Source organism: Leisingera sp. M523 (assembly GCF_025141335.1).
Classification (GTDB): domain Bacteria; phylum Pseudomonadota; class Alphaproteobacteria; order Rhodobacterales; family Rhodobacteraceae; genus Leisingera.
This window is the reverse complement of the sequence record NZ_CP081036.1, coordinates 2,128,946-2,141,110: the sequence shown is the minus strand read 5'-3', so window position 1 is coordinate 2,141,110 and position 12,165 is coordinate 2,128,946. Positions and strand designations below refer to the sequence as shown.

Here is a 12,165-nt window from a genome sequence, read left to right as displayed (position 1 = left end):
CCCTGCCGCGGACGTGGGTCTGGCCATTCCGTTTAGATTGGCTGCAGCTCTCAGGATAGACTGCGCGTTGAACACAGGAAGGCCGTGCCTGCGAAGACCATGATGCGGCGGCACATGCCGACCGCGGAGACAACCCTGCTCCCGGCACCCGGACATTTCTGCGCAACGAGACGGATACGGCCCCGGTCCCGCACTTGAGATTTGCGCTGCGTGCTGCCACCCTTGCGGCACGGCGGACGTTCTGCTGCCCAGTGCCTTGACGTGCGGGTAGCGATTAGACAACCAATCCACCCATCCGAGCGTTGCGTATTCCACGTCTTCGAAGTTGCGCCAAGGGCCGCGGCGGTGAATGACCTCGGCTTTGAACAAACCGTTGATCGTCTCGGCCAGGGCATTGTCGTACCCGCCAAATCCACAGTACCAATCAGCGCGATCCAGCCGCCACAAACGCCAAGACCGCGTGAGCGGTTTCGTCCCCGTTTCGCAGACTGTGACTTGGTGCGCGGCGCAGCGAATGCCTGGAGTTGCTAAGATGCTGCGCCGTAGCGAGTTGATATCTGCCCTTCTTTAAGAACGGTGTTCATGATCGCAATGAGCTTGCGCATGATGGCGGTAAGAATGACGTGCGATGGTTTTCCACGCGCCTTCAACTTGCCCCGAAGCCACGGGTCGCTTCGCAGAGCTGAAAACGCCGCCATTCAGAGGCTTGCCCGAACGTCCTTGCGCCCGCGCGAGACATGGCGGTGGCCCTGAAACGTTCCGGACTCTTTCACATATGGTGCCAAGCCAACGATAGCAGCGGCCTCGCCGTTTGTTAAAGAGTTCAATTCCGGCAGATACGCCAGACACGCGGCTGCGGTTTTGGGTCCAATGCCTTTGATAGGCAGCATCAGTTCCGCCTTGTGCCGAAACATGGGCGTGGCAGCGGCCGGCTCCGAAATCCGTTTGTCCAACGCCTCCCTCCGGCGCGGCATGGATCGAACATGCCGTTGTAAGGACAAGCGCACCGTTTCGACCGCCGCGTGTTCCAGGCGATTCTACTCAATCCGCATGATCTTGGCCGGACATATGGCGCGGCGGGTGGCGGGATATTTGCGACCATAAAACCACTGATTTTAGGTCTGCCTCAGGGCCGCCCGCCACCCGATTACCGGATGGCCAGCCGGAAAACCGGCCGCCTTCAATCTGACAGAAGCTGGATTGAGGGCAATATCAAACACATAATCCTCGGGGGTGAATTGAGCCGCAGGCTCAAGAGGGGGCAGCGCCCCCGCTTTTTTCACATCTCCCAGGGAAACGTGTCGAGCCGCACCGGCCGGTCTGCGGTGACCAGTACTTGGGTTTCCAACTTGACCGACTCGGATCCTTTCTCGCCGACCAGGCTTTCAATGCAGATCACCATGTTTTCCTCGAACTGCCCGCCGTGGGCGCCGTCAAAGTCCACATGCAGCGGCACCACCGGCCATTCGTCAGCCATGCCGACGCCATGGGCTGCCAATGAGTAACGGTAGGGTTGATATGCGTCCGGGATCTGCCAGCTCTTGGCGTTGAACTCGGCAAAACTCAGCCCCGGCTGCAGCAGCATCATGTTGTGATCGATCTGCTCCCGAGCCGCCGTGTACAGACGTTTCTGAGTATCATTCATCGGCACATAGCTGCAGGTCCAGCTGCGGGAGAGATCCGCACAATATCCATAAGGGCCGATCATGTCGGTATCGAATGAGATCATCTCTCCCTCGCGGCATTCGCGGGATGAGCATTCCTTGTACCAGGGGTTGGTGTTGGGCCCGCAGGTGAGGAGCTTGGTTTCCAGCCATTCGCCGCCCGAGCGCGCGTTCTCGAAATGCAGATGCGCCCACAGCTCCTGTTCGGTGACACCTGGCACCGAATGTTCGTAAATCCGCGCCATGCCGGCCTCGCAGACGCGGATGGTCCAGCGCATCAGCTCGATCTCATCTGCCGATTTGATGGCGCGGGCGGTCTCGGTAATCTGACCGCCGTCGATCACCTGAATGCCGTGTTCCGACAGCGCATGCACGCCCTCGGGCTCCATCCGGTCGACGCCGAGGCGCAGGTTGCCGCCGCCGTATTGCTTGATCAGATCTGCGATCTCCGCCGCCCAGGGGGACAGTCTGTCCGCGGCCTTGTCACCGGCGCACATGAACATCCAGCCGATGGCGTTCCTGACCTCGTCAATGCCGGGCAAGCCATCGTTCAGATGCTCGCAGCCCTTGAATTCGAACATGACGCCGGGGCCGCCGTTCAGGATCAGCGCATAGCGGATCGGGTTGTGGGCGGTCCAGACCGACATGTTGGAACAGTCGAAGGCATAGCGGATGTTGACCGGATCATATAGCAGCAGCCCCGCCACGTCCTGACGCGCCATCTCGTCCCGCAGCCGCTGCAGGCGGTAGGCGCGGGCGCGGTCCAGAACGTCCTGGCCGAGCGGTGACTTCAGCGGCTTGTCCGCACCTTCGGCATTGAGGAAGACGCGTTTGCGCTCGTCTTTGAAAACAGCCAGCTCGGTCACGACGCACGGCCGTAAAAGCCAATGTTTTCCTGATCCGAGAACTGCACGCCGGGGCGTTCGTAGAAGGTGAAGACGGCGATCACCCGCGTTTTGGCCCCTTTGACAGTGCCCACCCGGTGGGGCGAGTTTTTGCCGCGGAAGATGTTGAGGGTGCCGGGGGCCAGGGTGATGGCGCGCATGTTGGGATCTTCGCCCGCCAGCAGCCGCTCGACGCCCTCGTAATTCGGATCGTCATCGCTGCGCAGTTCGGGACTGTAGATGAACTCACCGCCCTCATCCGGTGCTTGCAGCAGCATAGTGGTGGTGAACTCGGACCGGTCGAAATGCCAGTTCAGCGCCTGATCGGCCCCATAGGACATGATGTTCAGCCGCGCCAGCGGGTCGTCCATAGTATAGAGGTTTTCTTTGTCCATGGTGGCAGCCAGGAACGCGGCAAAGGGCGGCCAGTCATACAGACGCAGCACTGGCGATCCCTGGAACTGATCGGCGCAGAGGGTGAAATTGGACGTCTCAACTTTTTTGAGCGCCGGATGGTCCGGCGCCAGTCCCTCAACCGTGTCCTTGAAGTAGATGTTGTGTTTGCGCTTGTGGTGGAAGCTTTCGGTCTTAAACTTGCCCTGCAGCGCATCTGCGGCGCCTTGGGCCACTTCCGGTTTCATCAGCCCGTCCAGGCTGAACATGCCGTCCTGCGCCAGTTCTGCGCGGCAGCGGTCCACCATGGCCTGCCAGCCGGGGCTGCCGGGGCGGTCGAGCGGGTAACGCTCCAGATCAAGAATATCGTGCATGGGATGTTCCTTGGGGTTCTTTTGCTTACACAAAGCCTGCGCGCTGGACGGGGATCTGACCACTATAAAATATCTTGGCGAGCATAAGAAAATCTTGCACTGTGCAGCCATGAAACTGCCGCCGCTGAATGCTCTTCGCGCTTTTGAATGCGCCGCCCGGACCGGGAGTTTTTCGGCTGCGGGCGCTGAGCAGGGAGTGAGTTCGGCGGCGGTGTCGATGCAGGTGAAAAACCTTGAGGACTGGCTGGGGCTGAAGCTGTTCATCCGCCGTGCGAACCAGGTGAGGCTGACCGATGCGGGGCGCGATTATTACCAGAAAGCCGCTATGTCCCTGGCAGAGATCGCCAGTTTCACCCAAGCGCTGACCGAGGGCCGCGGGTACCGTCCGCTGGTGATTTCGGCGACGCCTGCACTGGGGCAGCTGTGGCTGCCGGAACGGCTGAAGATCTTCTCGGGCGTGCGCCCGGATGTGCCTGTACGTCTCCGGATCGAGGATGACAGTATCGACCTTGAGGCTGAGGGCATTGATGCCCGGCTGTCTTATGGCGGCGAACATCCGGATTACCGGACACAGGAAATGTTCACCGACCGCCTGGTGCCGGTTGGCATTGATCCGGGGGCGGATATGCGGACAGCGCCGCTGGTGGAGGTGAGCTGGGGGGAGACGATTTCCTCGGTCCCCGGCTGGCGGCAGTATATTAAGCAGCACGGAATTACCCGCGAAAACCCTGTGGCAGCAGTGATTGCGCAATCGGTGCCGTCAGTCGTGCCGCTGGTGCAGGCGGGACTGGGTATTGCACTGCTGCCCGAGCAGGTGGTGAGCGGTGAAATCCGCGCGGGCAGGCTGCACCGGCTGGCCGGCCCGGCGCTGGAGATGCCGCGCCCCTATGTGCTGGTGACTGCGCATTACAAGTCGCGCTCACGGCGATTGCGGGCGCTTGCGGGGGCGCTGGGCGTCCGATAAGGCGCCGGTTCTGCCGCATTTGGCGGATCCGTTTTGAAAACTGCCGCTTAACAGTATATGAGGGTGGCCTGCCGGCCCCTATATGGGCTGTATCACTGGGGGTAACGCCGATGAACATTCACAACCGCGATGCTGCTGAGGCGCCGGACCGCGAGGCGGCTGCCGCCGCGCTGGATGTGCTGCGGGCCTGGGCCGGCACTGTGACCGAGACCGAGATCGCCCAGCTGGACCCTGCTGTGGCGCGGCTGCTGCCCGGCCGTGAGGTGGGCAATTACCCGGATCTGTCGCGGCACTACCCCGAAGATTTCACGTCGGACGAGGCCTACCGCGCCACGCTGCCCGACCTGCAGAACGGGCCGACCAGTCTGATCCGCGGTGCGCAGGAGCAGATCCAGCATGTGGGGATTTCAAATTTCCGCCTGCCGATCCGGTTCCACACCCGCGATGACGGCGATCTGACGCTGGAAACCAGCGTGACCGGCACCGTCAGCTTGGACGCCGGCAAGAAGGGCATCAACATGTCCCGGATCATGCGCACCTTTTATAAACACGCCGAGCGCACCTTCAGTTTCGAGGTGATGGCCGCGGCGCTGGATGATTACCTGAGCGATCTGGACAGCCCCGATGCGCGCATTCAGATGCGGTTCTCCTTTCCTGCGCGGGTTCAAAGCCTGCGGTCCGGCCTCAGCGGCTATCAGTATTACGATTTTGCGCTGGAATTGGTGGACCATGACGGCGTGCGCGAAAAGATCATGCATATGGACTATGTCTATTCCTCGACCTGCCCGTGCTCCTTGGAACTGTCCGAGCACGCCCGCCAGTCGCGCGGCCAGCTGGCGACGCCGCATTCGCAGCGCTCGGTGGCGCGGATTTCGCTGCAGTCGGTGCCGGAGAGCGGCTGCTTGTGGTTCGAGGATCTGATCGAACTGTGCCGCCAGGCGGTGCCGACCGAGACGCAGGTGATGGTCAAGCGCGAGGATGAACAGGCCTTTGCCGAGCTGAACGCTGCCAACCCGATCTTTGTCGAGGATGCGGCGCGTTTGTTTTGCGAGGCGCTGCAGGGCGATTCGCGAATCGGTGATTTCCGGGTGGTGGCCAGCCATCAGGAAAGCCTGCACAGCCATGACGCGGTCAGTGTGCTGACCCAGGGTCCGCTGTTCAAGGCGATGAGCCTGGATCCGAAACTGTTCTCGACCCTGATCCATCAAGGCTAGCCTGCCGGGCGGCGTGCCCGATTTGAAGGCAGGCATACGGCTGACCTCCTGTAATTTCTGCGCCGCCGCATTTTTTATGCTGCCGTGCAGCGAAACATGGTAAACTCCGGGCTGTAGCCTGGAGGATTCTCCAGGTGTTCAGGGGAGCCGTTGTGCATGGGGCAGGGATCTTACACCCGGTTGCCGATGCTGCAGGCCCGGATCTGCTCCGGTGCCGCACCTCTCCTTTTTTGCCCGGCCGCAACACCAACAGGCAGGGTAAAACCAGTGCATGAAGTAAGGAGTATCTGATGAGCAGTTTTCACCAGCACGGCGCATTCTCAGCCCTGGCGCATGAATGGGCAGGTTATACGGCAGGCACGCAGCTGAAGCTGTGGCGGCAGATGACCGAAGCGGCGATTACGGCGCCGCTGGAGCAGATGCGGGCCGCGCATTCCATGTTTGAGTTGCAGCGGAAAATCCTCGGCTTCGCGGTGCCGCTGCAGGCAAGGCCGGAAACTGCACTGCCGCAGACCGCCCAACCGTCAACGCCTGCGAAAGAAGACACTTCAGTTGCGGCCGCAGTGCAAGCCACGCAACCGCCTGCCAGGAAAGCGGCAGAAAAACCTGCCGCCAAAAAGAAGCCGGTTGCCGTAAAACCGGCAGAGCGCAAGACCGCGGACCAAAAACCGGCCGTGCGGGCTGCTGCAGCAAAGGCAGCTGTTGGTAAAACCGTGCCGGCCGAGGCAGCAGTTGCCAAGCCGGAAGTTGCAGAACCAGTGGCGGCGAAGGCAAATCAGGCAACGGCACACGCAACAGGGAAAACGGCTGCTGAAGCGGTTTCCGAACCATCTGCGGTGTTCCGCGGATCCGCTGCCCGCCGCGGCAGCCCTGAAAAGCAGCAGAACCCTGCGCAGTCCGCTGCAGTGGCGGCAGTGACCAAGTCCTTTGCTGTGCAGACGCCCGCACCGGAAACGGCGCCCCCGGCTGCTAAGCCGGCGCGATCAGAGAAAGCGGCACCAGGCAAACGCCCGCGCAAGCCGTCCAAACCGCGCAAGATGCCCGCACGCAACGCTGTAAAAGCCGGCGAGGGCAAGGAATAGCGGCGCAGGCTTGACACTTACCGTGCGCAGGTCCAACGCTGCCCCGCATGTTGGATCTCCGCCCGGTAGGATATGTCATCGGCCTTTTGGTCGTCATTTTGGGAGCCATGATGCTGTTCCCGCTGCTGGTCGATCTGCTGGATGGCCGTGGCGAATGGCATGTGTTTCTTGAAAGTGCGCTCTTCACCATTCTCGTCGGCGGGCTGCTGGCCTTAAGCTGCGCCAATGGCGTGAAGGAGGGGCTGAGCATCCGCCAGACCTTTTTGCTGACCACCACCGTGTGGCTGGCGCTGCCGCTGTTCGGGGCGATTCCGCTGATGCTGGGGGCAACCGAGCTGCGGTTTGTTGATGCGTTTTTCGAGGCGATGTCGGGGTTGACCACCACCGGATCAACAGTGATTTCGGGGCTGGACGACCTGCCGCGCGGACTGCTGTTGTGGCGCGGCATCCTGCAATGGCTGGGCGGTATAGGCATCATTGTTGTGGCGATGGTGTTCTTGCCCGAGCTGCGGGTCGGCGGGATGCAGATCTTTAAATCGGAAAGCTTTGACACCTTTGGCAAAATCCTGCCCCGCGCGCAGGCGATCGCCAAGCAGATCTCGTTGATCTACGTGTCGCTGACCATGGCCTGCATGCTGGTCTACATGGTGATGGGCATGGGGCCGTTTGATGCGCTGGTGCATTCCATGACCACCATCGCCACCGGCGGGTTTGCCAATTACGACACCTCTTTCGGGGCCTTTGCGGGACCGGTGGAATATGCGGCGGCGATATTCATGATCCTCGCGGCGCTGCCGTTTGTGCGCTATGTGCAGCTGATCAACGGCCATGGCACGCCGATGCTGCGGGACAGCCAGATCCGCGGCTTCATGATGACACTGGGCATTCTGGTCGCTGTGGCAGCCGGGGTTCTGTATTACGCCAATCCGCACAGCGGTGAACAGGCGCTGCGCTCGGCCCTGTTCAACATCACCTCGATCATGTCCGGCACCGGTTATGCCAGTGCGGACTACATGCAATGGGGCAGCTTTCTGGTGATGATCTTCTTCTTCACCGGGCTGATTGGCGGTTGTGCGGGTTCGACCGCCTGTTCCGTCAAGATCTTTCGTTACCAGCTTTTGCTGGCTTCGGTCAGAACGCAGATCCAGCGCATCCGGTCGCCGCATGGGGTGTTCTTTACCCGCTACGAGGGGCGTCCGGTGGACGCTGAGGTGCTCAGTTCGGTTATCTCATTCTTCATGTTCTTTGTTGTAACGCTGGGCGTTGTCGCCTGGGCGCTGGCGCTGACCGGCCTGGATTTTGTGACCGCAGTGTCCGGTGCCGCGACTGCAGTGGCCAATATCGGCCCCGGTTTGGGCGATACCATCGGGCCGGCGGGCAATTTCTCCACCCTCAATGATCCGGCAAAATGGATCCTGAGCGCGGCGATGCTGATCGGGCGGCTGGAGCTGATGGCGGTCTACGCGATGCTGACTGTCCGCTTTTGGCGCAGCTGAGCGCCCCGCGGATTGGCTGAAATTGCGCAAACCGGACCTTGTGGCGGTTTGCCGCGCTGAAACGGTGGCCTGAACCGCAGCTTCCTTGCCCGATGGGGCTGCCCGCTCTTGCCCTTAAGAGGCCGCTCGCATATGAGGCACGGGACTGAAACCCGCAAGCGCAGGGAGACCCGCTCCATATGCCCGTACTTGTGATGAAATTCGGCGGCACGTCCGTCGCCAACCTGGACCGCATCCGCCGCGCTGCCAAACGCGTCGGTGTTGAGGTGGCCAAGGGCTATGACGTGATCGTCATCGTGTCGGCGATGTCCGGCAAGACCAACGAACTGGTCGGCTGGGTTGATGAGACCTCGCCGCTGTATGACGCGCGTGAATATGATGCGATTGTGTCTTCGGGCGAGAATGTGACCGCCGGCCTGATGGCGCTGACGTTGCAGGAAATGGATGTTCCCGCCCGCAGCTGGCAGGGCTGGCAAGTGCCGCTTTTGACCACCTCGGCGCACAGCCAGGCGCGGATCGAAGAGATCCCGCCGGAAAACATCCGCGCCAAGTTTGATGAAGGCATGAAAGTGGCGGTTGTGGCCGGTTTCCAGGGCATCAGCCCTGAAGGCCGCATCACCACGCTGGGCCGGGGCGGTTCGGACACCACCGCGGTGGCCTTTGCGGCGGCGTTTGAGGCCGAGCGCTGCGATATTTATACCGACGTGGACGGCGTTTATACCACCGACCCGCGGATTTGCGACAAGGCGCGCAAGCTGGACAAGATCGCGTTTGAGGAAATGCTGGAGCTGGCGTCGCTGGGCGCCAAGGTGCTGCAGACCCGCTCGGTTGAACTGGCGATGCGCTATAAGGTGAAGCTGCGCGTGCTGTCGAGCTTTGAGGAACAAACTGACGAGGCCGGTACTCTGGTCTGCGCCGAGGAGGAAATCATGGAATCCAATGTTGTGGCCGGTGTGGCCTATTCCCGTGACGAGGCCAAGCTGACCGTGCAATCGGTGGCCGACCGCCCCGGCATCGCGGCAACCATTTTCACCACCCTCAGCGATGCGGGCGTGAATGTGGACATGATTGTGCAGGATATCTCGGACGAGGGCCGCACCGACATGACCTTCTCTTGCCCGACTGACCAGGTGGCGCGTGCCGAACAGGCGCTGCTGGCAATCAAGGAAAAGGGCGAGCTGAACTATGCTGAACTCTTGGCCGACAAGGATGTGGCCAAGGTTTCTGTGGTTGGTATCGGCATGCGCTCGCAGTCCGGCGTGGCCGCCAAAATGTTCAAGGTGCTGTCGGATGAGGGCGTCAACATCAAGGTGATCACAACCTCGGAAATCAAGATCTCGGTGCTGATTGATCGCAAATACATGGAGCTGGCCGTACAGGCGCTGCATGACGCGTTTGAGCTGGAAAAAGCCGGCTAAGCGCGGGCCGGAAAACCATTTTCTGTAAGTTGCAAAGGCGCCGATCCGGCGCCTTTGTTGTGTCTGGCCTGTGGCTGGCGGTATTTTGCGCAATGCCGTGTCAGGCTGCTCTGATTGCGGGCAATGCTGCAAAAACACTTGGACTTTTTCCGCTGGGATGGGACAAGTGGGGGGAGGAGAGAACGCTGGGATACTGCTTTGAGTGGTATTTGTTCTGGTGAACCAATCAGAGCGGCAGCGTGCGGGGAAGTGACCTCGGGAGAGGGTGGCAATGGCTGATACAACGGAATCCGAAAGCAGGAAGCTTCTGGTTCGCCTGCGCGAGGCGATGGCGGGTGACGATGCCGGTCAGGCGCGGCTCGACAAGATCACTCATCTGATCGCCGACAGCATGGGGACCGAGGTGTGTTCGGTCTATCTGTTCCGCGATGACGAGACGCTGGAGCTGTGTGCAACCGAAGGCTTGAACACCGAATCTGTGCACCAGACCCGGATGCGCATCGGCGAGGGCCTGGTGGGCCGGGTGGCAAGATACGGCAAGGTGGTGAACACGCCGGATGCGCCCAATGCCAAGGGGTTCCGCTATATGCCGGAAACCGGGGAGGAGCGGTTTTCCTCCTTCCTCGGGGTGCCGGTGCAGCGGCTGGGCGAGATGCTGGGTGTTCTGGTGGTTCAGTCCAAGGAGGGGCGCGAGTTTTCAGCCGATGCGGTCTATGCGCTGGAAGTGGTGGCGATGGTCATCGCGGAGATGACCGAGCTGGGCGCCTTTGTCGGTGAAGGCGCGGCCCTGTCGCCACTGCACAAGCAGCCGGTTCTGATCCACGGTACCTCGGCCCAGGAAGGCGCGGCAGAGGGCAATGTGTGGCTGCATGAGCCGCGGGTGATTGTGACCAATCCGATTGCCGATGATCCCCAGCGGGAGCTGGAGCGGATGAACAGCGCGGTCGAGGAACTGCGGGTCGGCGTTGACAAGATGCTGGAAGTCTCCCGCAATGGCGACAAAGACCAGCTGCAGGTTCTTGAAGCCTACCGTATGTTTGCCAATTCCAAAGGCTGGATGCGGCGGATGGAAGAGGATATCGCCCGTGGCCTGAGCGCCGAAGCCGCGGTGGAAAAGGAGCAATCCCAGGCCCGCGCCCGGATGGGCCAGGTGCAGGACGCCTACTTGCGCGAACGGCTGAGCGACCTGGATGATCTCTCAAACCGTCTGCTGCGGATTCTGACCGGGCAGGGGGCAGACACCGGTGCCGAGCTGCCGGACAACCCCATCCTGATCGCCCGCAACATAGGTCCGGGGGATCTGCTGGAGTATGGCCGCGGCCTGCGGGGCATCGTGCTGGAGGAAGGCTCTGTCGGATCCCACGCCGCTATTGTCGCGCGGGCGCTGGCCATTCCGCTGGTGGTGAATGCCAAACGGATCACCACCGAGGCGCTGAACGGCGACCACATCATGGTGGATGGTGATCAGGGCGTGGTGCATCTACGGCCCGATGACACGGTTGTCGGCGCCTTCCGCGACAAGATCGCGATGCATACCAAGGCGCAGGAACGCTATGCTTCGATCCGCAGCAAGGCGGCGGTCACCACCGACGGCCAGCGCATCAATATGGTGATGAATGCCGGCCTGATGGCGGACCTGCCGTCACTGGATAGCTCTGGTGCTGAAGGTGTGGGGCTGTTTCGCACGGAATTGCAATTTCTAGTGCGCAATCAGATGCCAAAGCGTTCGGAGCTGGTTGCTTTGTACAAGCGGGTGCTGGATGCAGCCCATGGCAAACCGGTGATTTTCCGCACTTTGGACATCGGTTCCGACAAGGTGCTGCCCTATATGAAACCGACGGATGAGCCGAACCCTGCGCTGGGCTGGCGGGCGATCCGGGTGGGGCTGGACAAGCCCGGCATCATGCGGATGCAGTTGCAGGCGCTGCTGCGCTCGGCCGAAGGGCGGCCGCTGTCGATCATGTTTCCCTTTGTCGCCCAATTCGAGGAATACCGCGCGGCCAAGGCCGAGGTGGACAAGACCATCGAACGCGAGCGCATCCTGGGCCACGTGCTGCCGGCTGAGCTGGAGATCGGCGCAATGCTGGAAACACCCTCGCTGGCCTATGCGCCGCAGAAGTTCTTTGACGAGGTGGCCTTTATCTCGATCGGCGGCAATGACCTGAAGCAGTTCTTCTTTGCCGCCGACCGCGAGAATGAGCGGGTGCGTAAACGCTATGATACGCTGAATGTGAGCTTCCTGAGCTTCATCGAGCGCATCGTGGAACGCTGCGCGATCTCTGGCACGCCGCTCAGCTTTTGCGGCGAGGACGCGGGCCGCCCGGTTGAGGCTGTGTGCCTGGCCGCCATGGGCATTCGCACGCTGTCGATGCGCCCGGCCTCTATCGGGCCGGTCAAGTCACTGCTGCTGCGGGTCGATCTGGGCGAGCTGCGCAAGATCATCGCGGATGCACGCCATCGCGGCGACCAGGCGGTGCGCCCGGCAGTGATGAAATACCTGCGGGAACTTTGACGGGCCCCGGCGCCTGGGGCTGGCTGATGATTTCATGGGAAAGTTGAGCAGACCCGGCAGGGGCTGCGCCAAAGCTTTGCATCCATTTGTTTCAAGCTTAAAACTTTATGCTTGAAGTTTTCCCGGCTCTGCCTATCCTGATCTGCAAGGATGTGCGCTGAGCG

The 12,165-nt window shown here is 61.4% G+C and carries 9 protein-coding genes and 1 pseudogene; 6 read left to right on the top strand and 4 right to left on the bottom strand.

Going from position 1 to position 12,165, the window contains the following annotated elements; translation table 11 throughout:
- Window positions 1-270 precede the first annotated feature (270 nt).
- The 4 genes and pseudogenes from K3557_RS10540 to K3557_RS10525 all read right to left on the bottom strand — a co-directional run.
- Window positions 271-402 (bottom strand): annotated as a pseudogene (locus K3557_RS10540) (IS3 family transposase); the annotation flags it as partial.
- Between the two features lie 296 nt (window positions 403-698).
- A complete protein-coding gene (locus K3557_RS10535) occupies window positions 699-953 on the bottom strand; it encodes a transposase (RefSeq protein WP_259993777.1) in 255 nt (84 codons plus the stop codon).
- A gap of 326 nt (window positions 954-1,279) precedes the next feature.
- A complete protein-coding gene (locus K3557_RS10530; protein ID WP_259993775.1) occupies window positions 1,280-2,530 on the bottom strand; it encodes a Xaa-Pro peptidase family protein in 1,251 nt (416 codons plus the stop codon).
- On the bottom strand, window positions 2,527-3,315 hold the full coding sequence (locus K3557_RS10525; protein ID WP_259993774.1) for a 2OG-Fe(II) oxygenase: 789 nt from the start codon (window positions 3,313-3,315) through the stop codon (window positions 2,527-2,529). Before K3557_RS10525 ends, K3557_RS10530 begins: the two co-directional genes overlap by 4 nt.
- Window positions 3,316-3,424: 109 nt before the next feature.
- On the opposite strand from K3557_RS10525, the gene K3557_RS10520 reads away from it, so the two are divergent.
- The 6 genes from K3557_RS10520 to ptsP all read left to right on the top strand — a co-directional run bounded on the left by K3557_RS10520 (window position 3,425) and on the right by ptsP (window position 12,001).
- Complete coding sequence (locus K3557_RS10520; RefSeq protein WP_259993773.1) at window positions 3,425-4,279, top strand: LysR family transcriptional regulator; 855 nt, start codon at window positions 3,425-3,427, stop codon at window positions 4,277-4,279.
- Between the two features lie 110 nt (window positions 4,280-4,389).
- Window positions 4,390-5,493 (top strand): GTP cyclohydrolase FolE2, encoded by a 1,104-nt coding sequence (gene folE2, locus K3557_RS10515; RefSeq protein ID WP_259993772.1) that lies wholly within the window; start codon window positions 4,390-4,392, stop codon window positions 5,491-5,493.
- 290 nt (window positions 5,494-5,783) lie between these two features.
- Window positions 5,784-6,575: a hypothetical protein gene (locus tag K3557_RS10510; protein ID WP_259993771.1), complete on the top strand. Its 792-nt coding sequence runs from the start codon at window positions 5,784-5,786 to the stop codon at window positions 6,573-6,575.
- 47 nt (window positions 6,576-6,622) lie between these two features.
- Entirely contained in the window at window positions 6,623-8,071 is a 1,449-nt protein-coding gene (locus K3557_RS10505; protein ID WP_259985047.1) for a TrkH family potassium uptake protein, read from the top strand.
- 179 nt (window positions 8,072-8,250) lie between these two features.
- Entirely contained in the window at window positions 8,251-9,489 is a 1,239-nt protein-coding gene (locus tag K3557_RS10500; protein ID WP_129370346.1) for an aspartate kinase, read from the top strand.
- Between the two features lie 271 nt (window positions 9,490-9,760).
- Window positions 9,761-12,001, top strand: coding sequence for a phosphoenolpyruvate--protein phosphotransferase (gene ptsP, locus K3557_RS10495; protein WP_259985043.1), 2,241 nt, complete (start codon window positions 9,761-9,763; stop codon window positions 11,999-12,001).
- The last annotated feature ends 164 nt before the right edge of the window (window positions 12,002-12,165 follow it).